18 protein-coding genes are annotated in these 25636 nt (G+C 67.1%); 4 read left to right on the plus strand and 14 right to left on the minus strand.

Annotation, left to right across the window (positions count from 1 at the left end; translation table 11 throughout):
* Positions 1–23: 23 nt before the first annotated feature.
* From ABEA33_RS04320 to ABEA33_RS04360, 9 genes are all read right to left on the minus strand, one after another.
* A complete protein-coding gene (locus ABEA33_RS04320; RefSeq protein ID WP_345525359.1) occupies positions 24–1250 on the minus strand; it encodes a cytochrome P450 in 1227 nt (408 codons plus the stop codon).
* On the minus strand, positions 1247–2428 hold the full coding sequence (locus ABEA33_RS04325) for a CaiB/BaiF CoA transferase family protein (RefSeq protein ID WP_345525360.1): 1182 nt from the start codon (positions 2426–2428) through the stop codon (positions 1247–1249). The genes ABEA33_RS04320 and ABEA33_RS04325 overlap by 4 nt, the downstream gene beginning before the upstream one ends.
* Positions 2425–4065 (minus strand): AMP-binding protein, encoded by a 1641-nt coding sequence (locus ABEA33_RS04330; protein ID WP_345525361.1) that lies wholly within the window; start codon positions 4063–4065, stop codon positions 2425–2427. Before ABEA33_RS04330 ends, ABEA33_RS04325 begins: the two co-directional genes overlap by 4 nt.
* Positions 4066–4087: 22 nt before the next feature.
* Positions 4088–4897 (minus strand): ABC transporter ATP-binding protein, encoded by an 810-nt coding sequence (locus ABEA33_RS04335; protein WP_345525362.1) that lies wholly within the window; start codon positions 4895–4897, stop codon positions 4088–4090.
* The gene (locus ABEA33_RS04340) at positions 4894–5655 is read right to left on the minus strand and encodes an ABC transporter ATP-binding protein (RefSeq protein ID WP_345525363.1); all 762 of its coding nucleotides are present in this window, start codon (positions 5653–5655) and stop codon (positions 4894–4896) included. The genes ABEA33_RS04335 and ABEA33_RS04340 overlap by 4 nt, the downstream gene beginning before the upstream one ends.
* A complete protein-coding gene (locus ABEA33_RS04345) occupies positions 5648–6706 on the minus strand; it encodes a branched-chain amino acid ABC transporter permease (RefSeq protein WP_345525364.1) in 1059 nt (352 codons plus the stop codon). The genes ABEA33_RS04340 and ABEA33_RS04345 overlap by 8 nt, the downstream gene beginning before the upstream one ends.
* Positions 6703–7593, minus strand: a complete 891-nt coding sequence (locus ABEA33_RS04350; protein WP_345525365.1) for a branched-chain amino acid ABC transporter permease — start codon at positions 7591–7593, stop codon at positions 6703–6705. The genes ABEA33_RS04345 and ABEA33_RS04350 overlap by 4 nt, the downstream gene beginning before the upstream one ends.
* Positions 7594–7633: 40 nt before the next feature.
* On the minus strand, positions 7634–8890 hold the full coding sequence (locus tag ABEA33_RS04355) for an ABC transporter substrate-binding protein (protein WP_345525366.1): 1257 nt from the start codon (positions 8888–8890) through the stop codon (positions 7634–7636).
* Between the two features lie 202 nt (positions 8891–9092).
* Positions 9093–10265: an MFS transporter gene (locus ABEA33_RS04360; protein WP_345525367.1), complete on the minus strand. Its 1173-nt coding sequence runs from the start codon at positions 10263–10265 to the stop codon at positions 9093–9095.
* Between the two features lie 328 nt (positions 10266–10593).
* Here ABEA33_RS04360 and ABEA33_RS04365 point away from each other — a divergent pair, with 328 nt between their 5' ends.
* Positions 10594–11331 (plus strand): alpha/beta fold hydrolase, encoded by a 738-nt coding sequence (locus ABEA33_RS04365; RefSeq protein WP_345525368.1) that lies wholly within the window; start codon positions 10594–10596, stop codon positions 11329–11331.
* Here the strand turns inward: ABEA33_RS04365 and ABEA33_RS04370 are convergent.
* On the minus strand, positions 11324–11722 hold the full coding sequence (locus ABEA33_RS04370) for a hypothetical protein (protein WP_345525369.1): 399 nt from the start codon (positions 11720–11722) through the stop codon (positions 11324–11326). The genes ABEA33_RS04365 and ABEA33_RS04370 overlap by 8 nt on opposite strands.
* A 124-nt stretch (positions 11723–11846) precedes the next feature.
* On the opposite strand from ABEA33_RS04370, the gene ABEA33_RS27360 reads away from it, so the two are divergent.
* Together ABEA33_RS27360 and ABEA33_RS04375 are read left to right on the plus strand one after the other, a co-directional pair.
* Positions 11847–12389 (plus strand): acyl-CoA dehydrogenase family protein, encoded by a 543-nt coding sequence (locus ABEA33_RS27360; RefSeq protein ID WP_425577314.1) that lies wholly within the window; start codon positions 11847–11849, stop codon positions 12387–12389.
* Between the two features lie 287 nt (positions 12390–12676).
* The gene (locus tag ABEA33_RS04375; protein ID WP_345525370.1) at positions 12677–13039 is read left to right on the plus strand and encodes a response regulator transcription factor; all 363 of its coding nucleotides are present in this window, start codon (positions 12677–12679) and stop codon (positions 13037–13039) included.
* A gap of 1103 nt (positions 13040–14142) precedes the next feature.
* Here the strand turns inward: ABEA33_RS04375 and ABEA33_RS04380 are convergent.
* From ABEA33_RS04380 to ABEA33_RS04395, 4 genes are all read right to left on the minus strand, one after another.
* Positions 14143–15873 (minus strand): sigma-70 family RNA polymerase sigma factor, encoded by a 1731-nt coding sequence (locus tag ABEA33_RS04380; RefSeq protein ID WP_345525371.1) that lies wholly within the window; start codon positions 15871–15873, stop codon positions 14143–14145.
* Positions 15874–15976: 103 nt separating this feature from the next.
* Complete coding sequence (locus ABEA33_RS04385; protein ID WP_345525372.1) at positions 15977–16324, minus strand: hypothetical protein; 348 nt, start codon at positions 16322–16324, stop codon at positions 15977–15979.
* A gap of 98 nt (positions 16325–16422) precedes the next feature.
* Positions 16423–17085, minus strand: coding sequence for an RNA polymerase sigma factor (locus ABEA33_RS04390; protein WP_345525373.1), 663 nt, complete (start codon positions 17083–17085; stop codon positions 16423–16425).
* Between the two features lie 290 nt (positions 17086–17375).
* Positions 17376–22400, minus strand: a complete 5025-nt coding sequence (locus tag ABEA33_RS04395; protein WP_345525374.1) for an SdrD B-like domain-containing protein — start codon at positions 22398–22400, stop codon at positions 17376–17378.
* Between the two features lie 543 nt (positions 22401–22943).
* On the opposite strand from ABEA33_RS04395, the gene ABEA33_RS04400 reads away from it, so the two are divergent.
* Positions 22944–24770 (plus strand): RCC1 domain-containing protein, encoded by a 1827-nt coding sequence (locus ABEA33_RS04400; RefSeq protein WP_345525375.1) that lies wholly within the window; start codon positions 22944–22946, stop codon positions 24768–24770.
* Positions 24771–25636: the final 866 nt, after the last annotated feature.

Genomic DNA, 25636 nt, shown 5'->3' on the forward strand with positions numbered 1-25636 from the left:
GCCCCGGGGATCGAGCGGCGCAGTCACCGGCCACCGACCGCGGCGCCGGGAATGCGGAGGGGCAGCGTCTCCGGGCCTCGGGTGTTGCCCGCGGACCACGGCACCTCGCCGGCGGTCGGCTCGAACTCAGGGATCCGGGCCAGCCACTCCTCGAGGGCTACTCGGAGCTCCATCTGGGCGAGGCCCGCTCCGAGACACCGGTGGATCCCCACCCCGAACGCGAGGTGTCGCACCCGGTCCGGTCCGAGGACGACGTTGTCGGGATGGTCGTGCCGTTCCGGGTCCCGGTTGGCCGCCGCCCACGGAAGCACCACCCGGTCTCCGGCCCGCAGCAGCCGACCACCGATCTCGACATCGCGGGTGACCACGCGGCCGATGGTGACCGGTGCGTACACGCGGAGCAGCTCCTCCACCGCTGCAGGGATCAGCTCGGGGCTCTCCGCCAGCAGCCGCCGGTCGCCCGGGTGGTGCGCGAGGTGCCAGAGGCTGGCGCCGAGCGCGCTCCAGGTCGTGTCGATGCCCGCGATCAGCATCAGGAACGCCATGCCGAGGGCCGTCTCGTCGGTCAGGCTCGGGTCGACCGCCTGGCGTGCCCGCAGGAACGGGATGATGCCCGGTGCCCCCTCCACCACCGAAGTAGCGAGTCGGTCCGCGAAGTAGCGCCTGATCGCCGACACTGCCTCACCGCGCGCCTGGTAGTCCTCGGCTCCGTCGGCCAGCATCTGCAGCGTCCAGCGACGGAACTGCTCCTGGTCTTCGGTGGGGAGCCCGAGCATGTGGGTGGTCACGACGACGGGCACCGTGCGGGCGAAGTGCTCGACGGCGTCGACGTCGCCGTCCATCCCCAGGATCCGGGTCACGAGGTGGCGTGCCGCGCTCCGGGCGACGGGCTCCAGCTCCTCGACGGCCTGCTTGGAGAAGAAGGGCATCAGCAGCTTGCGCTGCGCGGCGTGGTCGGGAGGATCGGTGTTGACCGGCGGCAGCTTCAGTTCGCGCCCCTCGGCCGGGATCGGGCCCGTGACCTCGCCGGCCCGAGAGGAGAAGGTGCCCGGGTCGAGCGCGACCTCGGTGATGTCCGCGTAGCGCGACAACATCCACCCGCCGCCGTGGAGGGACGTGTGCGCGACCGGACAGTTCTCGCGCATCTGCCGCCAGAGCGGTCCGGGGTCTCGCCGGAACGACGGGTCCTGGAGGTCGAAGTCGTCGAAGCGTGCGCACTGCGGGGCACCCGTCTGGTTGCTCTCGCTCATGCTGAACCTCCCTGCTCGATGACGCCGCTCTGCATCCAGTCGGCGACCAGGTCGGTGGCGCAGCCCCAGTCCTCGAGGGCCTCGCGAGTGTGCTCCCCCGGGAGTGGCGGCCGTCGGGTCAGGCGCGCCGTGGTCCGGCTGAACCTGGGCGCGGGAGCCGGCTGCAGCACGCCCTCGAACCGGACGAAGGTGCCTCGAGCGGCCAGGTGGGCGTCCTTCTCGACCTCGTCGGGCGTCAGGACCGGAGAGACGCACGTCTCGAGCCCGCGTGCCCGCTCCACCCACTCGTCCCTGGTGCGGAGGCGGACTGCCGCGGCGAAGCGTTCCTTGGTCTCGGGCCACCGGTCCCGGTCGTCCTGCTCGGGAAGGGTCGCGGGATCGAGATCGAGCAGGTTCAGGAGCGCGGCGTAGAAGCGCGGCTCCACGGAGGCGATGCTCAACCAACGCCCGTCTGCTGTCTCGTACGCGTCGTAGTACGGAGCACCGCTGTCGATCATGTTCGTTCCGCGCTCGGAAGACCATTCACCCGACTGCGACCAGCCGAAGAAGGACGTCGCGAGCACCGCGGCCCCGTCGACCATCGCGGCGTCGACCACCTGCCCCTGGCCCGAGCCTGCGCGCTCGACGAGAGCCGCCAGGACGCCCAGGGCGAGGAACAACCCGCCGCCGCCGAGGTCGCCCACCAGGTTGAGCGGCGGCGTGGGCGGCTGGTCACGGCGACCGATCATCGAGAGCACGCCGTTCGCGGCGAGGTAGTTGAGGTCGTGTCCGACGACCATGGCGTCCGGACCGTCCTGGCCGTACCCGGTCATCCGGCCGTAGATCAGACCCGGGTTGCGGGCGAAGCAGGTCTCCGGTCCGATGCCCAGGCGCTCGGTGACGCCGGGACGGAACCCTTCGATGAGGATGTCCGCACGCTCGACGAGGTCGAGGACGACCTCGGCACCGCGCGGGTGCTTGAGGTCGACCTTGACCGACCGACGCCCGCGGTTGACCAGCTCGTGTCCGTGATCGTCGCTGGGACCGACCGGCGCCGACTCGGCGATCCGGTCGATCCGGATGATCTCGGCGCCCAGGTCGCTGAGAAGCATCGCGCAGAACGGACCCGGGCCTATCGAGCCCACCTCGACGACGCGTACGCCGGAGAGTGGCCCCGGACGGGACGGTGACGTGGTCACGCGAGGACCTCCGGCGCCGGCACGCCGGAGCGGTTCTTGCCGCTCAGCTGGATGCCGGCGGCCTCACGGTCCCAGCAACCGCTGGTGCCGGTGGCCCGGAGCTTCTCCTTCCGCATCTTGCCGCTGGGGGTGAAGGGCAGCTCGCTGAGGTACTCGACGTAGCGCGGGACCGCGAAGTAGGGCATGGACTTGATGCAATGGTCGATCAGGTCGACCTGGTCGAGGGCGACTCCTGGCCTGAGCACGATGCTGGCCTTCACCTCCTGCTCGGCCATCTCGCTCTCGACACCGACGACACCGACCTGCAGGACCGCGGGATGCTTCACGATCGCAGTCTCCACCTCGTAGGACGAGATGTTCTCGCCACGACGGCGCAGGTAGTCGTCCTTGCGGTCCTCGAAGTAGAAGTAGTCGTCGTCGTCGATCCGGCCGAGGTCGCCGGTGTGGAACCACAGGTTGCGGAACTTGATCGCGGTGGCCTCGGGCTCCCTGTAGTAGCCCTCGAAGATCGAGTGCGGCTGCATCGGTCGGACGACCACCTCTCCGATCTCACCGCGAGGCAGCTCGAAGTCGTTGTCGTCGAAGATGCGGACGTCGAAGTACTCACGCACGATCGCGCCGGAGGATCCCGGCCGCAGTGGGATGGTCGGACCGGTGACCGAGAGCGGAGCGGCCTCGGTCATGCCGTAGACGCTCTCGAACTTGCAGCCCCAACGCTCCTCCATGGCCGGTTGCAGCGACACCGGCGGTGCGGGGACACCGACGATCGTGTCGACGCCCTCGTCCTCGGAGGGGTCCAGGGTCCACAGGAGCATGGCCACCGAGCCCAGCATCAGCGTCGCGTTGCAGTTCTCCTCGCGGATCCGCTTCCAGAAGGTCGACACGCTCAATCGCTCGTCCTGGACGCACCTGACTCCGCGGCGCATGGCACCCAGCACTCCGATGCCCTTCGCCGCCAGGTGGAAGAGCGGGCCGCAGGAGTAGAAGGTGTCCTCAGGCGTCCGGTACCAGATCGAGGCCTCGATCTCGGCGAAATTGCACATGTAGTTCTGCGTCATCGTGGCGCCCTTGGAGGGCCCGGTGGTCCCGGAGGTGAACGTAATAGTCGACGGGTCGGACCAGAGCGGGTCCTCGCGATCCAGCGGCGCCTGGTCGTGACCGTGCAGCAGGGCGACTTCCGAGACGGTGAGCCTGGACGGCGCGTCAAGCGACGCGCTGCCACCCCGGACGATGATGTGCTCGAGCTCGGGCAGGAGGTCGACGACCTCGAGGAGGTTTGCGACCAGCGCCTCGTCGACCACGATCACCTTCGCGCCGCTCACCTTGAGCTGGTGGGACAGGAAGTCCCCCTTGTAGGCGGTGTTGAGCATGACCTCGATCGCCCGGAGCCGCGCAGTCGCGAACTGGATCAGCACCTGGTCGGCACAGTTCTCCGCGAGCACCGCGACCACGTCTCCGTGTCCGACCCCCAGCTCCAAGAGTCCCCGGGCCACCGAGTTGGACCGGGCGATCACGTCGGCGTAGGTGAGGTCCTGCCCGACGATGGTCAGGGCGACCTTGTCGGCGGACCGCTCGGCCTGGTGCACCAGCATCCCGGTCAGGGTCCGGTCCAGGAAGAGCTCCGATGTCTTGGTCATGCCGGTCCTCCGTTGGGTGGAATCAACTTGTTTCCAGGTCGGGCAGCTCGAGTGCGTCCTCATCCACGCCCAGGTAGGCGGCGACGACGCGCTCATCGGCGGCAACGACAGCCGGCCTGTCGACCATCAGGCACTCGCCCCAGTCGAGAACGGCGACGCGGTCGCTGACCTCCATCACCATCCGCACGTCGTGCTCGATGAGCAGCACGGAGCAGGATCCGTGGTCACGGATCCGTCGGATGATCGCGACGAGCGACTCGCGGTCCTCGTCGCTGGTTCCGGCCGCCGGCTCGTCGAGGAGCAGGACCTGGGGCCGCAAGGCGAGCGCGCGCGCCATCTCGGTCCGCTTCTGAAGCCCGTACGGCAGCGAGTCCGCGCGATCGTCCGCGATGTCGGCCAGCCCGAGCAGCTCCAGGATCGGGCCGACCTCGGCACGCAGCCGGCTCTCGGCCCGCCACGCCGGACCGATCCGGAGAGCGGCCTTCACCATCCCGTAGCCCAGTCGTCGATGGCAGCCGAGCAGGACGTTCTCGCGAACGGTCAGCTGGCCACAGAGCTGGTTGTGCTGGAAGGTCCGCGCAATCCCGGTCGCCACGATGGCCTCCGGCCGCAGCCCGTCGAGGCGTTGACCGTTGCGTTCGATCCGGCCCGAGGTGGGCCGGTAGATGCCGGTGATGCAGTTGATCAGGCTGGTCTTGCCGGCGCCGTTCGGACCGATCACCCCGAGCACCTCGTCGGGCTCGTGCGTCACGCTGACGTTGCGCAGCGCCGCCACGCCGCCGAACTGGAGGGCCAGGTCCTCGATCACGAGCGGGCCGCGGTCGACCGTCACAGCAGCTCCTCGGTCCCGGCGAGATCTTCGATCCCGAGATATCTGGCGGTCATGTCGCCGCCGTGTCGCAGCTCGTCGCTCGTGCCGGTGGAGACCACGCGTCCGTGGTCGAGGACGTAGGCCCGATCGACGAACTGAAGGGAGAGCACCGCTGCCTGCTCGATCAGCAGGACCGCTGTTCCCTCACCTGCCGCCCGCAGGCTGAGCCCGGCGAGCAGGTCCTTCACGATCTTCGGGGCCAGCCCGAGCGAGAGCTCGTCGGCGACGATCAGCCGGGGCCGTGCCAGCAGCGCCCGGGCGACGGCAAGCATCTGCTGCTCGCCTCCCGAGAGGAGCCCCGCCATCGAGCGGCGCCGCTCACCGAGGACGGGATACATCGACCAGGCCTCGGTCAGCGACCCGCGCCGGTTGCGCGGCAGTGCGACCAGGACCAGCCGGAGGTTGTCCTCGACCGTCATGTTCGCGATGATCCCGCGGCCCTCCGGGATGGTCACGATCCCGTTGCGGAGCGCGCGGTGCGCCGGCCACCGGGTGATGTCCCGGCCGTCGTAGTGGACGGAGCCACTGCGCACCACGGCGCGGTAGGAACGAGTCATGCAGGTGATCGTGCGGGCGATCGTCGTCTTGCCGGCACCGTTGGCCCCGATGATGCCCACCCGCTCCCCTGCGGAGATGTCGATCCCTGCCTCCCGGAGTGCGTGCGCGCCGCCGGCGTAAGCGACGTCAATGCCCTTCACTTCCAACAACGGCTCACCCACGTCGACCGCCTCCCGTGATCCTGCCGGCGAGCCGGCCGACCGACCGCACGACGCCGACGAGGCCTTCCGGTCGCAGAATGATGAAGCCGATGATGATGGCGCCGTACACGATCGTCTCGAGCTCGAGCGGGTGGGAGAGCAGCCCGCCGTCGGTCGATCCGACGCCCGGCCCGTACTTCTCAGTCAGGTGGTTCATCGCGACAGGGACCAAGGTGATGAAGCAGGCGCCGAGGAAGGAGCCAGTGAGGCTGCCGAGTCCGCCGACGATGATGATCGCGACGTAGACGATCGCCAGGTCGAGCGTGTAGTACTCGAATGTCGCAGCCCCGATCAGGTACGCCTGCAGGACGCCTGCCATCGCGATCAACGCGCTGGTCAGCGCCCACACCGAGAGCTTGGTGCGGGCGACCGGGATCCCGCAGGCTGCGGCGGCGAGGTCGCGTTCCTTGACTGCCTCGATTGCCCGTCCGTAGCCGCTCCACATGACGTTGTAGATGACCAGGGCGACTGCGGCCGCGAAGGCCAGGATGACCCAGTACATGCTCCGGGGGCTGCTGAGATCGACTCCGCCGACCTGCAGCGGCGGAAAGATCGCTCCCGCCGCGCCGAACTGCGCGGATTGGAACCGCTGGGCCGCGAAGACCACGAGGTAGTGGGCGGCGAGCGTCGACATCAGGAGGTAGGCACCACGGAGTCGGAGCGCGGGCAGGCCGACGACGAACCCGGCGGTGGCGCCGATCACGCCAGCGACGACCAACGCGATCGGGAGTTGGTAGTCGAGCTTCAGGACGACGTACGCCCCGGTGTAGGCACCGATCGCGAGGAATGCGGCGTTGCCGAGCGAGAACTGGCCCGCGTTCCCGGTCAACATGTTGAGCGGAGCCGCGATGGCAAAAGCAAGAACCACCTGGGTCGCGATCAACGTCCAGTACGGCGACAGCACGTTCGGCGCCTCGATGAAGAGCACCGCAACGACGACGAGAGCGACTCCGCGGACGGCCCATCCGACCTGGACCGCCGAGACGCGTGGAGTGGCAGACGCGGCGCTCACGGGCGCACCACCTCCGGCGTGCCGAACATGCCCGACGGCCGCAACAACAAGAAGGCCATCAACACGATCATCGTGGACGGGATGCGATAGTCGTTCCCAAGGTAGGTGCCCGCCAAGAGCTCGATCACGCCGATCATGATTCCGCCGGCCATCGCACCGCCGAGGCTGTCGACACCCCCAACGATCATCGCGGCGAAGGCGCGCACGGCGAAGGCCGCGATGGACATGTCAGCCACGGTGAGCGAGGCGAGGAGTGTGCCAGCGATGGCGGCGAGTGCGCCGGCGACCGCCCACGCATACGTAAAGATCCGAGCCGGGTTGGCCCCGAACATGGTGGCAACCTCCGGTCTGGCGGCTGCCGCACGGAGCTGCAGCCCGACGCCGGTGCGCTGGAAGCCGATGCTGAGGACCACAGTCGCCGACAACGCCAAGACCAGCGAGACCAACAGCGTGCTCGAGATCGTCAGCTCGCCCGGCAGATCGATGGCCGGGTTCTGGACCGGTGGATCCAGGAAGAGGGCGCGAGCACCGAACTTGATGGCGGAGATCCCCTCGACGATGCTCGCCAGACCAATGGTCACCATGACCCCGGGGAAGAGCCCACGCCCGAGCAAGGGGTTCATGACCACCACATTGGACGCACCGGCAACCACGGTGACCACCACCACGGCGAACGCTGCGGCGATCCAGAACCCGTTACCGGTCATGCTGGCAGCCACGAGGCCTCCGAGCGCCATGAGGGCGCCGGCCGAGAAGTTGAGGATCCCAGTGCTCTTGAAGATGACGACCAGCCCCAGCGCGACGAGTCCGTAGAGAGATCCGAACCCAATACCACTGAGGACTGCGTTGAGGAAGTTGCTCACGGGACTCCTCGCCGTGTGAGACACGAGCGTGTCGGGGGACGGCAGCGCCGTCCCCCGACACCGGTCAGGACTTGTCTGCCTGGATGATTCGGCCAGACGCCTCGTCGTAGGTGAAGGCGTGGATGGCGGCCGGATCCGTCACACCGTTGTCCTCGCTCCAGTTGATCGGGTCCGAGTAGCCGCCGGTCTCGAAGCCGTCGGGTGACTCCAGGGCGTCGACGAACGAAGCCACGGTCAGATCCGTACCCGCGGTCTCGAGCGACTGCACCAACACGTTGCCGATCACCCAGCCCTCCGCGTAGTTCTTCTCCAGCTTGTACTTGTCCCAGTCGCCGTTGGCCTCCATGGCCGCCTCGAGGTCGGCCCTGCCCGCGACGTCGCTGTCCGGCGGCGCGAAGGCGTCGAAGGCGAACACCTTGGGTGCCAAGTCCCCGGCGGCCTCCCACAGAGCTGGGCCGTTCGCGCCGAAGGTCGAGTACACGGGGACGTCGAGCCCCCCGGTCGCCATCGACTTGACCAGTGCGATGCCGCCTCCGCCGCCGCTGTGCAGCGTGAGGGCGGTGTCGCTCTCCTTCTTGAACTTCGCCACCTGTGCCGCGGCCTCGACTGCGGTCGGGTCGATCTTCTCGTGGCTACCAACGGTCAGGCCGGCGTCCGTGGCGGCCTGGCCGAACAGGTCGAACCACTCGTCGCCCGAGGCCGTGCTGATAGTCGCGACGCCGACCTTCTGGTCGGCGCCCTGGTTGGCATTGATGTAGGAGGCGATCGCCGCGGAGCTGACGTTCAGGTCCGCCTGCGCCTGATACACGTACGGGTTGTCCAGTGTCAGTTGGGTGACTCCGACCGGACCGATGACGGGCACCTTGGCGGCCTTGATCTTCGTGTCCAGGGCCTCGAACATCGAGGAGACGTTGATGCCCAGGATCGCCAGAGCCGGGTCCTGAGTCGTGTACTTGGTGAACAGGCTGATCGCCGTCGGGGTGTCGAACTTGGTGTCCCCGGCTTCGAGGTTGATCTTCCGACCGGCGACGCCACCGTTGGCGTTGGCGACGTCGATCGCCGCCTTGATCCCCAGGTAGTAGGTCTGTTCGGTGCCTGCGTCGGGACCAGTGAGGTCACCGATGTAGGCGACCGTCACCTCGCTCTTGGTGACGCCCGGGCTCTCGGACCCACCGGCGCCCGAGCCGCTGTCGCCGTCGGATCCACCCGCCCCGCCCGAACAGGCGGCGAGAGCGAGGACCGCTCCGCTGGCGACCAGGATGCTCAACGTCGGCCGGCGTCGCGTCCGGCGGAGGCTCCTCCCCCACGTGGGTTCACTCATGTCCACACCTTGCCTTCCAGACTGGTCTCGCCCCGAGGTGATTTGAACTGTGTGTGCACACTTGCAGCAAGGGTGTAGATGTGTCAAGCGTCACTTTTCGGACTGAAATCGCCGAAATGAGCGTGAACCAGCCCCTCAACCTGGTCGTAAAACACCCAGGCCTATCGAAGCAGCGACAGTCACAGCACACCCGCGCTTTAACTCATGGTGCAAGCAGGCGGTCACGCGTCGTCGGCATCACCAGCCACCCCGCTCCGGCTAGGGCACCCGCCATCAACGCCCATCCCGCGGCCATGCCGACGCTGTGCGAGGCGGCCAGCATGACGAGGGGGCCGACGGCGGTGCCGAGCATGCCGCCGGCTTGGAGCAGGGCGCCCGAGGAACCGGGACGGTGCCGGCTGGTGGCTAGCACCAGGGCAAACGTGAGCCCGGACCACCCCCAGCCGAGGGCGAACGCGATCAGTGCCCCGACCCCGGCCACCGCGGGAACGCTGCTGCAGAGCGCCAGCGTCCCGATCGCGCCGGACAGCATCATCAGCGCGACGGGCCACCAGCTCGTCAGCCGGAAGTGCTGAGCTGCGAACCCGCTCAACACACGGGTCGAGATACCAGCCAGATTGCCGACTACCAGGACGTGGGCGACGAGCGCCTCCGCCATGCCAGTCGCCCGCAAGGTGATCGAGGCGTACCCGATCAGCGCACCGGCGGTCAGCGAGGCCAGCAAGGTCGCGACCCCGTACCGCCAGGCCCCGCGCTCCGACGCCGAGGGGAGTTCCTGCGCCGCTCGGCGCGGCACCCGGGCGTCGCGGGTCGCCCACACGAACGCAGCGAGCACCACCACCGCCATCGCGTCGGCAGCCAGGAACGTCTCCCGCAGCCCGAGGTGCAGCAGAGAGACCACTTCGCCGGCCAGCAAGAGGGACAGCGGGATGGCGGCCTGCTTGAGGCACACTCCGAGAACGAGGCGATCCGGCGGAAGAGCCAAGCGGAGGATGGCATTGGTCGCCGGGAGCATTACTGAGAAAGCCGCCCCAGTGGCCGCCGATCCGGCAAACAGCGCCATGGGATGCCCGAGCGCAAGCAGGGGAAATCCGACACCGGCCGTCAACGAGCCCGCCACGATGGCCGTACGCCGCACTCCGAAGCGATCAACGTGCGGCCCCACCGACAACGCCGTCAGGCTGCCGACCAAGAAGAACGCCGTTGCCATCAGCCCCGGAAATCCGTCACCACGCCCGGTCGAATCCACGATCGACTGCGCGGCGGTCGCGACGACGCCCATCGCCAGAACGCCAGTGCAATCGAGCATGACGCACGCGAGAAGGACCAGACGGGGAGAAGCTCTTGTTCCCAGTACACGAATGCTGTCTCCCATGCCGTGAATTGTGCTGACAGTGTCAACCCGGGCTGATCGGGTCGGCGAGTCAGCGACCCGTTGTCGATCCGGTGTGGGCGAAATCGGTGACGGCCAGGGTCGGGCGGATCGACCGGTCGTCGCAACACCTCGATGAGCTGGTGTGTTGTTGCACGTCAGCGGAGTGGATGGTCACCCGGACAGGCGGGCCGGCGATGCGCTCGCCGGGCGGGCCACGGTGGTGTGGCGACCGGGGTTGTGATGGTTGACACACGCTGTGAGTGTCTGCAATCGTGCACTCACGGTTCAATCTGTGCGTCGACGGCAGTACGATGCAGGAGGGTCTCTCATGACGGTCTCTACCTCAAGGCCCGTGGTTCTCGTCCATGGCGGTTTCCACGGCGCCTGGTGTTGGCACAAGGTCGTCGCGCAGCTACGCGGGTATGGACGTGAGGTCTACGCCTTGGACCTCAGCGGTGCAGGAGGGCGAGTCCACCTGCTCACTTCGAGGCTCACTCAAGAGGACCGGATCGCCGATGTCGTCGGGTTTATTGAATCTCGTGAGCTTGACGAAGTCGTTCTGTGCGTTCACAGTGCGGGCGGCATGATGGGCGCTGGCGTCGTGGATCGCATTCCGGAGCGAATTCACCATGCGATCTTCCTCGACGCCTGCGTGCCACGTAGCGGTGAGAGCCTGTTGGACGTCATCGGCAACGCCGAAGGCGTTCACGATGTCTACCGCCAGGATGCGCAAGAGAACGGCGACGGCTGGAGACTGTCAGCATCAACCCTCCCCCCTGACCTCTTCGGACTTGAAGGCGAAGCCGACCAGCAGTTGTTCCTGCGGCGAAGGACCGACGATTCCCTCAACATCTGGAGCGAGCCTCTGACACATGGCGCATCGTTCAAGACGTTTACAGGACGGACCTACGTACGGTTTGAGGGGATGCCCATGGGTTTCAGCTCTCGGATCGTTGAGACGCTTGAGCAGGATCCGACTTGGGAAACGGCTCGGTGGGATACCGGTCACGACGCGATGCTCTCGCACCCGAGCATGGTCACCGAACTCATCCAGGACGTCAGCTGACAAGGCTGCCGGCGCCGGCCCGGTCGCCGCGCTGGCCCTCGGCGCTGACGCCGTTGCCATGGGAACTCGCTTCGTCGCCCCCGAGTAGGCACCAGTCCACCCCAACGTCAAGCGCCAAGCTGTGGTCAACAACGAGTTCGACATCGAACTGATCTTTCGCGAGTTCCGCAACACCGCGAGAGTCGCGCGCAACCGGATCGCAACCGGGGTCGAGAAGATCGCCGCACAGGACGGTGCAGTCTTCGCTGATGTCGCCGACCTGGCGTCCGGCGAGCGCGGCCGACGACGGGTCCTGCAGAAGGATCCAAGGATGACGGCCTCTGGTGGGCCGGGATGTCGCAGGCACTCGTGGGCGACGTGGCGCCCACGCCCAGGTGCTGGCCACGATCATGGACGAGGCAGAGCAGATTCTCGGCCATCGCCTACCAGCGCTGGTGACACCGTGAAGTCCCGCGACATCTACGGCGCCGACCAGGACGACTTCCGCGTGACCGTGCGGCCCTGGCTCTCCACTGATGTCCTCCCCACGTCGACGACTGCGCAGCCAACAAGCGCCTCCCCCGCGTTCGCTCTGGCACTCCGCAGCAGGCCAGGGCCTCCTGGGCCTCGAGGTACCCGAGGCCCACGGAGGCGCACAGGCCGGCGACTACCGCTTCACCGCGGCGCTCCTCGAAGAGCTCGCTGCGATCGACGTCGCCCTGGCATCGTGCCTCTCCATCCACTTCGATGTGGTCTCGGGCTACCTCGTCCACCTGACCAATGACGAGCAGCGCGAACGATGGCCGCCTGGGTTCTGCAGCGGAGCCCTGGTGTCAGCGATCGCGATGACGGAGCCGGAGGCGGCTCGGACTTGGCAGCCCTTCGCACCCGGGCCGTGCGGCATGGGGACGACTGGGTGCTCAACGGCGCCAAGACCTTCATCACCAATGGGGCTCGGCCGACGTGGTCGTCGTCGCGGCCCGCACCAGCGATCGCGGGGCGAAAGGGATCTCACTGTTCTTGGTCGAAGCGGATCGCAAGGGATTCCACCAGCGTCGACGTGGCACAGGCATTCATAGTGCGAGCACGCTTCTTCCGGTTCGCGACCTTCTTGCCAGGCCTTGCCTGCCAGTGCTTGACCGGCGAGAAGGTGGTGATGCCGGCGCCGTCACTTCTTGCGCAGCCTCTTCAGCTAGCTTGAGTCGGCTCTCCTTCGTGACGGGCAGTCTGGGTCGTCTGGCCAGTTCTGTCACGGCATAAGCAACCCGCGATGAATGTGTCTCTCCGATGTACGGGCAACCCCTCCCGACCTCAGGACCGCACGGGCGCCTGCGTAGGAACCTCGATCGATCAGGAGAGAGCATCCATGGCGTACATCCTCGTCGCAGACGATGACGGCGATATCCGAGAGCTGGTCGAGTTCACTCTCATCAGAGCTGGCCACACCGTGGTTACCGCCCACGACGGAATCGACGCCTGGGCCGCCATCCGTCACCAACCGTTCGACCTGATTGTCCTCGACTCGATGATGCCCGGGCTGTCCGGCGTTCAGGTAACCAGCCTGACTCGTGGCTCTGAAGACCACTTTGCCCTCAAGATCATCATGTTGAGTGCCCGGGCGAGGGAGGATCAGATCCAGGAAGGGTATGACGCAGGCGTCGACCTCTACATAACGAAGCCGTTCAGTCCCCGGGAGTTCATCGAGCAGGTCACGGCGCTGACCGGCTAGACGGTCCAATCACGCCTACTTGTCCAGCACTCCGCAGTCCTTCGCCGCACTCTCGGCGAGGTCGTCGATCGTGCGTTGATCCTCGGCTACGGGCTCATACCCCTCGTCCCGGTCTCGATGGCACGCAAGGCCTCGTCCGAGAGCCGTGAGTCGTGCAGTGCGCGGGCGACGCAACCCATCACCTTCGGGTCGGTGTCAGTGACAGCCAGGACTCGGCGTGAGCAGCCGGAGAGTGAAGTGGCGATTGAGCGTGATCATGAGGCTCCCATTGCGTGACGAGTTCGGATGATGAGTGAGCTCGGGCTCGTCGTGCCCGGCGTCAGAGGGAGCAGGTGAGTCGGCGAAGTCCTGTGCTCATGAGCCTGTTCCTCTGCGGATTGGGGCGCGTCGGTGCCGTCACTGCGAGCAGGACAAGACTCGTGGCACCATCTGGACCTCTGTCGGACCTGACCGCTGGCCACGGCGTGCTGCGCGCGCTACGGGCTTGAACCGCAACCTGTCGCCGTCGCACCGGACCTGGCACCTCGCAGCCGCACTGGCGCTCCGCAGACGCATCTCGGAATCGAGATGAGCAGGTGCATGCTCAACTCAGTGCGGTGGTGCGGCCGCTGAGTCACGGCAGCGCCCGTCCTTCACCCCGCACCGTAGCAAGCGCTGCCTCCAGGTCTGCCTGCTTGGGGATCCATCCGCGGGCCAACTCGTCCTTCAACAGGTCAATGACCTGGGCCCGTTCGCTCGGGGCCATTCCAAGTACAAATGACTGCATGGACTCCATGGCGCTTCCCCTAGGTGCAGTAGTGATCGTCTTGATGACGCGCGCATCGCCGGCTTGCTTACGCGGGTCTCGACCTGCAGATCCGCCCCGCTGCTGCCTCCCATGCAGCCGCAACCCGCAGCGAGACCCGAAGCCGGCTGGCCGTAAGCCAGCCACGCGAGTCAGCGTCTGATCGGTATGCGTTTGTTGCGGGCAGGTCAGTGGGTCATTGCAGCGACATGGACTGTGGCTGCCATGTCATTGGTCATGCTGCTCGCGTTGGGCCTCGCTCTCACCACAGCAGCGGTGGTTGCAATGGTCACTATGCGAACGGTCGGCATTGAGCTCGTCAGCCGCTGAAGGCGATGATGTCGTTCGACGTGTCGGGATCTGCGTTTCCGCTTGCGCTCACTTGTGCCGTAGCGGCGAGCGGTCCGCTGACGACCACATCCACCGCAAAGGTCCCTCCACCCGGAGCCAGCGAGCACATCACTGTGCTGGTGACATCCTGCAGCTGCGTCGAACAGGCAGTACCGACGAAGTCGTAGTCCTCGTGAAGGGTGAAGCTCTCTAGCCCGTAGATCACGAAGGTCAGGATCGTGGGATCCAGCGTCGCCCGGACATCGACCTGCAAGTGATGCCATGCCCCGTTGTCGACCTGCACCGGTGCGCTCAGTGCAAGGTCTTCGGTCGGGGTCGGGGTCGGGGTCGGGGTCGGGGTAGGGGTCGGGGTCGGGGTAGGTGTCGGGCTGTCGGTCGGCGGACTCGTCGACGGGCTGCTGGTTGGTGTCGAACGACTCGACGGGGTCGGTTCGTGGGCTGGGGCGCCGGTCGGCGCTTGAATCGGTGTCTGAGTCGGTGTCTGAACGGGCGGTAATGCCAAGACCAGGGTCGAGCTCGAGCTGGGTGCCGGGCGCACCGTGAACGCGGTACGGCGCTGAGAGGCGCCCCGGTCGACCAGAGCGGGAATGGAGAATGACGGCTCAGCGAGAGCCTCTCGGCGAGCGGGAGTGTGCTGGCCTGGCGTAGCGCTGTCCGCGGACGTGCTGTGCACCTGCCCGGCGATCGCGATACCGCCCACGAGAGCGGCGGTCACGACGACTGTGCCCGCCGCGGCCATCGCGGGCATCCCAGCCGTTCGAGTACGCAGGAACGCGAACGCGTGGAGGTGGGTCGCGCCGACCGAGACCGCCGAAGTGGCGGCGGTAGAGCCGCCGAGGTGGTACGCCACTCCCCCGGCTCCGAGAATCGCTGGGGCCAATGCGGCACCGATGTTGGCGTTCACGTTCCCAACTTCGATCAGTGCAGCCGCACACGCCCGACACGTCCGCACGTGCTCATCAACAGTCTCTCGCTGTCGCACGGCCAGCCGCCCGCGTACGTGGGCCGGGAGCTGCTTGCGCACCGCCCGACATTCGTCACTGGTCGCTGCGGCGAGGTGCGCGCCCAGGTAGGCACGTCGCAGACCTTCTCGCGCGCGAAAGTTGAGCGCTGCCACGGCATTGGGCTTCAGCCCGAGCAGCTTGCCGACGGTGTCGTGATCGTCGCCCTCGACGCTCGTGTGCCAGATGACCGTTTGCCATCGCTCAGGCAAAGTCCGGAAGGCACGGACGAGCAGATCGGCTTCCTGGGCAGCGTCCACGACGTCGTCCTGCTCGAGCAGATTCGTCAAGGCATCGTAGTCATCCGTCGTTGTCGTCCGACTTGTTCGTCGCACGTAGTTCACATGCGCGTTGCGCACTGCTGTCAGCAGGTAAGAGCGGAATGCCTCGCGCGGCCCTCGGCCCCGGTTGATGGCTCGGAAGACGCTGATGAACGCATCGGCGACCACGTCATCGGCTGTCGCCGTGTCGGTGAGCTGGCGAGCGAATCGGGTCGCGCACTCACGGTGCCGCCGGTACAGCTCAGCCACGGCGTCGTCGTTGTGTGCCCGCGCGGCCTCGACGAGCCTCATGTCCGAGGTCACCGACAGATCAGGCTCAGCGACCGCATGGTCAGACATCTGTCCTGGATCTGAAGCCCGGTGCCGACCCCGACGATCATTGCGCAAACCGAGGCCTTGGTTGTTCTGCTCTCTCACGTCGTCATCCCCCAGCTCAGACAGAGACCTGGGCCGCGAACGCTCACAGCCCTCCGGCTGTAAGACACGGGCTGGCGCTGGTTCCTTACGTTCTGACGCCGATCTACGTGGAAGGGTGGTCTGGGCCTTCCGGGTCCGTGAAGCGGGGGTCGGCATCAAAGAGGCGAGCGACCTTGTAGGAGACTTGTTCTCCCTCTGTTGCGCAGGTCGCATCTCGCTCCGACAGGCCGGCGAGCACGGCACTCATGGCGTTGGGATAGGGCCCCTGATAGGTGACGAAGCCGGTGTCCACGTGCTCATAGACGACGACATGTGGGCGCTCGAGATCAGCCATTTCCTCGGCGACGAGCTGTGTGAGCAGCACCTCCATCCATTGGTCATCCGGCTGCCGTGGATCCTCGATCCAGTTCTCCGGAAGTGACATTTCGTCCACGATGGCTCCCTCACTCATCTTTCAGTTCCGCGGACCCCGGCGGCCGTTGCACTGTTTCGACGCCGCAGCTCCCACCCCTACGTTTGACGTAGGAAGGCGGCGGCGTCTTACGCCAGCTATCGCCCATGTCGCGCTGCAGCTGGGCGACCCCCCATCAGCGTCAGCGCCCGCCAGATCGCTGTCACCGCGCTCCGGAGGCTCGTGGCGTCTCCGAAGAGACGTCGAAAGGTCTTGCGGGCACGGAACGCGAGCTGGCTGGTCGCGTTGGGGGTGAGGTCGAGCTCGTCTGCCAGGTCAGCGATGGACAGACCATCGACCAGCAGTCGGATCAGCACATATCGCTGACGCTCGGGCATGATCCGGAGGGTCTGGACGACCCGGCGCCTTTCGTCGATGGCGAGACCGGGGTCCTCCCACACGGACAGGTCGCCTCTCGACCGTTCCAGGGCAACAGCCTCACGTTCTCGCTGCCGGTACAGGTCGATCGCGATGTGCCGGGCCACGGTCTTCAGGTAGGACCGCAGCGATCGGGGAGCTTCCGACGTAGAGAAGCGCACCAGGGTTCGGGTCAACGCCTCGGAGGCGATGTCGTCAGCCTCTGCGTGGGCGCGCAGGTACGCCCCGGCGTAGCTGCGCAACCAGGTGTAGTGCCGCAACCAGAGCGTCTCCCAGGCATCATCACGGCCTACTCGTAGTGCTGCGAGTGCCTCGCGGTCGTCGTCGTCGGAGGGGGACTCATGGGGCTCGCCATCTTCGGAGCCGCTTGCATTTTCACTCACGCCTGCCGGACGTCTCATGGGGCATCTTGCTTATGCCCCGGGTTCCAGAAGTTCTTCGTCGCGGACACGCACGTGGAGACGGCGTGACCCGGCGTACGACCGACACGCCTTCGAGTCAGCCGTACGCCGGGCTGTTGCGGGCGGGCGAACCAGGGGTGGAAGTCCCGCCGACCTTGCTCGCCGAGTCGAGCAAGGCGTTCATGGCCGGAGCCGGGACGCGGATCAAGACCGCGCCCCGGCTCCGGGACTTCAGACGTGAGCTCCTGGTCGTCCAGGTCGAACCTGCACGCTCACCGGACTTCCTCGGCTGTCACCACCAGGTTCTTCGTGTAGTGGAACCGCCCGTTGGGATAGGTGACCTTGCCGGTGCACGTGATCAGGCTGAGCCGGTGCTTCCCGCTGGTTGCGAAGGCATCGGCAGGCAGCTGCCGCGTCCGGTCGTAGGTCTTCAGACCCGTGACCTTGAAGCGGTGCGTACGGCCGTTCTGGACCACCGTGACGATGTCTCCACGCCGGACGTTCTTCAGCCGGTAGAACGCACCGGGACGGTCGTGGCTATCGGACACGTGCCCGGCGATCACGCTCGCCCCAATGACGTCGCCAACGTGCGCGGAACGGCCGAACCAACCGACGCGACCGACGTTGCTGGGCACAGCGAGCACGCCACCGGCGATATCGCTGCGATCCACCGACGTGTTGATCCCGACAGCCGGGATCTTCACGGTCGTCCCGGACTGCTTCCGCACGCCGATCCCGCCCTCCGGAGAGAAGAGCCGCTTGGAGTGGCTCGGAGCCAGGGCAACCTCGGGCACCGTGTCACCTGCTGCGCCCTGTGCGGCGAGCTCGGCGGCCTCCTCCTCGGTCACGACCGGGAGGTCTCCCGGGGTGCCCGCAGGGATGTTGCCGTCCTCGACACCATCAGCGCGGTCGACGATGGCCGCGACCTCCTCGAGGAAGTCCAGCTCCTCGCCTTCGTCGGTGGCAGCGCCGCCCCCGACCAGTACCTGTCCGCCCTCGCTGCTCGTGGTCTCGTCGCTGGCTGCGGCAAACCCGGCGAATCCGGTCGGAACCGGCGGGACGGGTGCCTGGGCACGCGTCGCCAGAAGCGTCTCCTTGGGCTTGCCGCAGCCCTCGGTCGCCGACTTCGACAACCGGGTGCCCGACACCTTCATCGCCCAGGAGTACCAGCCCGGCTCGGTGATCTTGACCTTGCTGGTCCGGTAGACGCCCTGGCCGCTCTTGCCGTGGGCGGTGAACTTGACCTTCCCGAAGGTGTTGGCCGGGTTGCACCGGATCGCCTTCTCGGTTGCGAACGGGCCGTAGAGAGCACCGGTGACCTTGGCATCGACACCGTCGGGCAGACCCTTGATGATCACCTTGTCGGAGACCTTGACACCTCCGGTGACCGGCAACGTCACCCGCTGGTGCGAGGACACCGTCTTGACCTTCACCGTCGACTTCGTCGGCGGCAGCGGCGGGACGGTCTCGGTGACCAGCGTCGTCTCGGCCTCGATACCGCAGTCGGTGCGCTGTGCCTCGTAAGCGGCGGTGGCCGCGGAGGACTGGGCGTAGGTGTAGTACCCCGCCTTGGTGAGAGTGACCGCAGGAGTGGTCACCGTGCCGTTGCCGGACAAGGTCATGTCTCCCTCAGCGAACACGTCCGCAGGCTGACAGGTCATGTCGGCCTTGGCGGCGTACGGGCCGTAGAGCTGCCAGTGCATCTGGATCGGCTCGCCGGTGAACAGGTTGCTCACGACGACCTGGTCGGTGACCTTGTCGCCGATCGTGGTCGCCTGGTCGCTGATGGTCGTCACGTACCCAGGGCGCTTCTTGTCCACCACAACGCCTTGGTCGACCGAGAGGAGCTGGGTGTCAGGATCCAGGGTGATCGCTGCGACCTTGCCCGTCGTCACATTGCCGTCGGAGTCCTTCGTATCGTCCCCCCCGGCGCCCTGCGTGGTGAACGCCTGCCACGCCTTCAGAGAAGCCGGGTCGAACGTGACCTCGTAGGTGCCCGACGGCAGACCCGTGAACAGGTAGTGACCATCAGCGTCCGTGGTCGTGCTGGCACTGATGCTGTTTCCATCCAGATCCGTGCCCGTCAGCTTGACCGTGAACCCGGCGACGCCCTTCTCCCCGGCGTCCTGGACACCATTGCGATCCTCATCGAGCCACACGTAGTTGCCGATCGAGGACTCGATGATCTGGATGGCCCGGCTGGCCGGGCCGACACCCTGGGACACGCCGTCGGCACGTCCCGAGGTGCGGTTGTTGTAGACGTCGCCGCCGGCGTTGCCCGACGGAGTCATCGTGATGTCGACGGTCAACTCGTCGCCGGGAGCGAAGTCACCCGGGCGCAGGAATCGCAGCCCGGTCACCTGGCCGGCCGCCGACGGGCAGTCCGCCGCCGTACCGGCCCCGGAGACGACCGCACCGCCCGACGGTGCGTCACACCACACGGTCGTGCCCGCAGCACCATTGGCGGATGCCGCCGGGTCGAGCGCGAGAGAGCCGGCCGCCGTCCTGGTGTAGAGGATCGAGATGCCGGTCCCCGCCGCGACCGTGGCCGTGTCGAAGGCCAGCGTCCCAGTGAAGTCGGACCCGTTGACCCCATCAGCGGGCAGGATGTCGACGATGTCAACGTTGCCGACGTTCTGCGGGGCATCGATGTTGGCGAAGTCGACCGTCCAGTGCAGGCGACGCGGGGAGGCGACCCCGCTCGGGTTGACCTCCACGACCGTCTGCGGCGTCGACTTCGCGATCTTGATGCCCGTGGGGACCACGATCTGGATGTCGGCGGTGTCCTGCCGCAATGCTGCAGCCGTGGGGTCACCGGCCGAGGTGACCAGCGTGGTGTTGGTGTAGACGCCGTTGCGGACGGTGTCGAGGATCTCGACGGTGTAGACGATCGGGTCGATCGTCTGGCCGACCCCCTGCTGACCCAGGTCCCACCGGACGTACTGCCGGTTGGCGGGGCAGGTCAGCTCGGAGCCGGCTGGCGCGCCCATCTGAATCAGGTCCGGGGTAATGGCCACCCCGGAGGCTTCGCGCTTGGAGGAGACGAACTGCTGGTAGCGCGGCAGGCAGTCCTCCACGATCACCGGGGCGGTGACGCCGGCAGGGACGTCGGCGGTCAGGGTCGGGTTGAGCCGGTAGTCGACGTTCGACCCAGCGGTGTACTGCGGGACCGCGGTGTCGGTGAAGGTGCCGTTGCCAGGGTTGCGGACCCACTTGCGGATACGCGCGGTCACGGTGCCGATGGTCAGCCGGTCTCCCCACGCGCTGCCGTGCGTGGCCGGGTCGTAGGTCGATTCCATGTAGTTGACCGAGGGGTCAGCGAGCACCTGGTCCATGGTCTTCAGGCCTTCGACCCGCTTGTAGGCAGCCCAGTTGCCGATGATGTCGCCTTGGACGCCCGCCGTGGCGCGCACCGTCTGGGCGATGGCCAGGTTGACGAAGAACCAGTCCTGGTCGCCGGGGAAGTCGGACGAGAACGAGACCCGGACCCGGTTCACCCCCGAATAGACCCCCGCTGCGTCGAGCACCGCGCCCGGCACCGCCGCCGGGGTGTCGTACCAGCTGCCAGTCGTGCAGTCCGAGGCTGCGCCGGGGCCGCCCGGGCCGCTCGAGTATTGGATCTTCAGGTTCCGCAGGTCCGAGATCGGCTGGGCGCCGTCGATGCCGTTGATGAAGATCGAGGCCCAGGCCGCCTCTCCGTTGGAGGGGCGACTGTTCGATTGCCCGCCTCCCGCCCAGTTCCCCGGCGTGAGGCCGAGCTGGGTGTCATCCCACACGTCACAGCCGAAGTAGCTGCGGGAGTAGGTCGTCCCGGAGTGCGGCACGCCGCCCGACGATTGGAAGAACAGGTTCGAGATGACCGGCTGCCCCGGAAGGACCACCGCGTTGCCCTCCCGAGGGTACGAGGACCCTGGCATGCCCTCCCAGCCCTGAAAGTTGGGGTTCCAGTCGACGGCCGGCACGTTTCCGGCACGACCCCACGGCGCGGAGAACCACTTGTCGAAGCCTTCCCCGCGCTGCTGGGCGATGACCGCGTCACGGTCGTTGTTGCTCAGGTCCTCACCGGTGTTGGGGGCACCGGTGATGTCGTTCATGACGATGTTCGTGTAGGTGTTCTCGGTCGCCAGCGTCCAGGTATTGCCGTCCACACCGGCGTCGCCGATGTCGAGGACCGCGTCGAGCGGCACGTCGAGCAGCACCGTGAAGGCGACAACGTAGCCGGTGTCAGCCGGCAGCGCGGTGTGATTGCCCGTCTGGGTCGGCACGTAGTAGCCGGTGGTGTCCGCGCCCGTGATCGTGATGTCGACCGGGGTGCCCTCGCCGCCCGGCTGGACACAGTTGATGGACCCGGAGTTGGACACGGCGCCGTGCTCGCCGGACTCGCTACCACCGGCGGTGTAAGGGAGTCCTCCCCACAGGTGGGTGACGTTCCCGCAGTGATCCAGGCGGGGGGCGTACTTGGCGATCGCAGCGGCTTCAGATCCGGCCAGCGCGACCGCGCTCGCCCAGGTCGCGGCACCGTAGAAGACCGCCGGGCTGATGTCGTCGGTCATCGTGATCGGCGAGGCCAGCGGCGTGATGCCCTTGCCGCCCGGCGTGGAGTTCACCGTGAGCGGGTAGTGGATACGCCGGCACAGCCGCGTCGTGTCGAAGCTGCAGTTCACGAGACCCGGCTCCTGGTAGTACGGGCCGGTGTTCTCGTTGGTCGAGGTCCCGCGCTTGGACACGTCGAAGTCCGCCGCAGCCGAGACGACCTGGCTCACGCTCGGCGAGACCGCCGGCGTGGAGACCTGGTTGGTGGTCGCGCTCACCGTGAACGGACCCATCGCTGCGCCCTGCGGCATCTCGGGGCGCACCTTCGCGACGAACTTGTAGTCCAGGGCTGTGCCCTCACTCTGGTTGTCCACGACACAGGTGACGGTCTGGGCCGGCAACGATTGGTACGACGTCGCGGTGACCGGCTGAACCGGCGCGCCGATCGACGCGGGAGTCACCGAGGACCCCGCCTTGCAGAAGGGCGGCAGCGATACCAGCTCCTGCCCCTGGGGAAGGGTGAAGGTCATCGTCGGCGCGGTGGCGTCGCCGCCCTCATAGCGGATGCCGACCGTGTAGCTGATCGTGTCGTTGGTCCGCACCACATCATTGCCGGCACCCGAGTCGTGGCCCGGAGCGTTGTCACCGTCGAACGGGCCAGTGCCCGTCTCCTGCGTGAGCGTCAGCGTCAGCGTCTCATCGCCCGGCGCGGCCACTGCGGGAAGCGAGCTTGCCCCCAGCCCCGCGATCACGACGGCGACCATCGCCAACCTTGTCCACGTTCGACGCGCTCGAAGAGCCGAACGCCTGTGTGTTCCTGTCATACCTGTGAAGCCCCCTGGTTCGTTCTCGTGAACTGACCCGGCAGCAGTGGCCACCAGGTGCCCGAGTTAGAAGGAGGACACGTGAGGAACCGTCCTCATTACGCACGGTCATCAGATTGACTAGACCGGTGGCGGCGGGCGCGATGCGCGCGCAGCAGAGCGCGCGCCGAGGCGCGGAGACCTGCCGGTCCATCTCGCGATGGGCCAGCGCGGTCCTGCCCGGCGCGGCGCGCACGAGGTGAAGCACTATGGCATCGCTTCCGGGTACGCCGATGCACTCGGATCCGACTCCATTGCCCGCGCCCTGGGCCGGTGCCCACGTGAACACAAAGCAGGACGGCTCGACGGCTCCGATTCTTACGCGAACGAGCCGTCGACCACGCCACACTTCCCGGGAGATCGGAGAATCCCTATCTTCTGACAGATGACTGGATCCGGACCGGGCATGGCCGAAAGGGGCTGACTCATCACATGATGATGAGCATGAAGCGAGCCGACAGGCCATCCATATTGCTTGTCGCCGCGGTGGCTGCCGCCATCGCCAGCACCGCCCTGGGTGGGCCGGCGCACGCCGCCGGCGCGTCCGCCGAAACGGTGTCCATCAGCGCAGGTTCGGCGCACAGCCTCGTCATTCGCGAGGGCGTGCCGTATGCGGCCGGGTACAACGGCTACGGGCAGCTCACCGGCAGTGGTTCCAAGACCACCTTGACCAAGATGGTCGGCCTGCCGAGCGGTGTCACGGCCCTCGAGATCGCAGGTGGCGGCGACGTATCAATCGTCCTCGGCTCGGACGGCAAGGCCTACGGAACCGGTAAGGGTTCGGGCGGGCAACTCAGCGGATCGACGTCGCTACGCACCTTGGCGCCCATGACCGGGCTGCCGCCGGGGGTTCAGGCACGCTCGATCGCAGCTTCTGGGGGCGGATTCACACTGGTGGTCGGCTCCGACAACAAGGTCTACGGGACCGGCGACAACTCCTCGGGACAGCTCACCGGCACAGGCCCGCGGACTGCGCTCACGCCGTTGAGCGGTCCCGCCGGGATCGAGATCGTCGAGGCCTCGGCCGGGGCGAAGCACATCCTGGTCCTGACCTCGGACGGCAAGGTGTACGGCGCGGGCAGCAATGCCGACGGACAGCTGACAGGAATGGACACGGCGAACAAGACCAGCCTGACGCCGGTGCCGCTGCCTGACGGCATCACGGCGCTCGAAATCTCGGCGTACGGCAACTCGTCCCTGATCCTCGGCTCCGACAACAACGTCTACGGCACCGGCGACAACGCCTCGGGCCAGTTAGGTGGGACCAGGACCGCCCGCGCCTCCTTGACGATCCTGCCCCTTCCGTCGGGAGTGATCGCCAAGCAGGTCTCGGCCGGTAACCGGCACACGCTGGTGCTCGGATCCGACAACAAGGTCTACGGTGCCGGCGCCGCCTACCAAGGACAGCTGGGCGTCTACACAGCCGCGAAGGCTGAAGCCACGGGCGTGGTCGAGGTCGGCGACCTGCCGGCAGGAGTGACAGCTATAGAAGTGTCAGCAGGCAGCTACACGTCGCTGGTCGGCGGATCCGACGGGAACGTCTACGGCACCGGCAGCAACACCGAAGGCCAACTGACCAACGACGCCACCGGATCGTACGGCTACTACGGACTGCACAGGCTGAGCATCGACGTGGCCGGTGGAACCGACCCGCCGACCCCGACCGATCCGCCGACCCCGACCGACCCGACCCCGACCGACCCGACCCCGACCAGCCCGTCGGCGCCGAGCCAGGAGTTCAACCAGACTGCGGTCGCACAGCTGGTCCGGGCACAGGTCCACGTCCCGACCAGGGCGGTCCCTCCGATGCTGAGCCCCGTACCGGCCTGGTTCACGTACGCGTGGAACGTCGGCGGCACGCCGGTCTCGAACGCGGTCACCTTCACCCCTGGTCCCAGCTTTGTCGGCAAGCGGTTGACCGTCACCATCACGGCAGGGCGCGATGGGTTCGCGCCCGTGTCGGTCACTCCCCCACCGGTCACGATCGCGGCGGGCCAGGCACCCGCATACAGCGGGCGCGCGAAGATCACCGGGAACCGTGGCGCAGGCAACACTCTGAGGGTCGTTCGGATGGCTCCGGGCAACTGGACTCCCACGCCCGACAAACTCACCTACCAGTGGACGCGGGATGGCAAGCCGATCAAGCACGCCACGAGGTCCGAGTACAAGCAGACCAAGTCTGACCGCGGACGAACCATCAAGGTAACGGTGAAGGCGAAGCGGGCGGGCCACCGGACCGGCGCCTACACCGTTCGATTCTCTGGAAGATGAACAGGGCGCAGATCATCTGCGCCCACACGGTGCCGCTCCTTGAGCGGGTGCTGACCACGATGCCTCCCGACAGGAAGGGGATGTCGCTCCATCGCTCGCCGTCCTCGTCGGGCAACGCGACCACCTCGGTCTTGGTCGCTAGGACAAGGACACCACTGACGCCATCGCGGGCTGGGACGTACGACTGCCGAACGCGACCGCGCAGAGGGCGTAGCCGATGCGGCGCAGCCGCTCCAGCAGCGAGGGGAAGAACGCCCCCCTGACACAGCTTGGTGATCGAGAGGTCGACTCACCAGCGGTCGTGGTGCGCTGGTGGGGCCCCGGCGCCGATGAACGCGGTCGCTTCGGCATCGATCAGCTGCTGCAGCATCACCTGCAGCGCCTGGCGGATGACGTCGGTGGAGTCGGAGGCCTTCAGTGCGTCGAGGACCTCGAGCAGGGCAGACTGGGACAGCCATCGTGTGGCGCTCCCTCGAAAAAAGTCCCTTGGCGGGTGCTTTACGAAGCCCTCACACGTGGCTCCTCAACGTTCAGGAGCCAGCCCCGGGGAGTTACACCACAACGGGGGACGTCACCGTCAGACGATGCCAGGGCCGTGATCGTGCCGAGATCGGCACCTAGGAGTCCACCCAAAGACGGGTGACCCCGCCGGTGTCCACGGGTCACCTGGCGGGGTCAGGTGGAGGCGCCGGAAACGGTTCCACCTAACCTCCGCCGGCGACCAGGGGTCTCCTGGCGGAGGTCAGTTCGAGACGTTAGCCAGGGTCGTGACTGATGTCACTGGAACCTGTTCCTGGCCCAGACGTCGCTTGTGGTCCAGGTCACCTACCGGTCAGTCACCACAGCCTTGGGCCTATGGTGCGGTT

The organism is Nocardioides endophyticus (assembly GCF_039543845.1).
Lineage (GTDB): Bacteria > Actinomycetota > Actinomycetes > Propionibacteriales > Nocardioidaceae > Nocardioides > Nocardioides endophyticus.

Bases quoted from the DNA above. Each gene is read 5' to 3' on its own strand.
- ABEA33_RS04320 (WP_345525359.1), bottom strand. From the start codon at position 1,250: ATGAGCGAGAGCAACCAGACGGGTGCCCCGCAGTGCGCACGCTTCGAC.
- ABEA33_RS04360 (WP_345525367.1), bottom strand. From the start codon at position 10,265: ATGGGAGACAGCATTCGTGTACTGGGAACAAGAGCTTCTCCCCGTCTG.
- ABEA33_RS04370 (WP_345525369.1), bottom strand. From the start codon at position 11,722: ATGATCGTGGCCAGCACCTGGGCGTGGGCGCCACGTCGCCCACGAGTG.
- ABEA33_RS04355 (WP_345525366.1), bottom strand. From the start codon at position 8,890: ATGAGTGAACCCACGTGGGGGAGGAGCCTCCGCCGGACGCGACGCCGG.
- ABEA33_RS04330 (WP_345525361.1), bottom strand. From the start codon at position 4,065: ATGACCAAGACATCGGAGCTCTTCCTGGACCGGACCCTGACCGGGATG.
- ABEA33_RS27360 (WP_425577314.1), top strand. From the start codon at position 11,847: ATGTCCTCCCCACGTCGACGACTGCGCAGCCAACAAGCGCCTCCCCCG.
- ABEA33_RS04365 (WP_345525368.1), top strand. From the start codon at position 10,594: ATGACGGTCTCTACCTCAAGGCCCGTGGTTCTCGTCCATGGCGGTTTC.
- ABEA33_RS04395 (WP_345525374.1), bottom strand. From the start codon at position 22,400: ATGGTCGCCGTCGTGATCGCGGGGCTGGGGGCAAGCTCGCTTCCCGCA.
- ABEA33_RS04385 (WP_345525372.1), bottom strand. From the start codon at position 16,324: ATGAGTGAGGGAGCCATCGTGGACGAAATGTCACTTCCGGAGAACTGG.
- ABEA33_RS04400 (WP_345525375.1), top strand. From the start codon at position 22,944: ATGAAGCGAGCCGACAGGCCATCCATATTGCTTGTCGCCGCGGTGGCT.
- ABEA33_RS04375 (WP_345525370.1), top strand. From the start codon at position 12,677: ATGGCGTACATCCTCGTCGCAGACGATGACGGCGATATCCGAGAGCTG.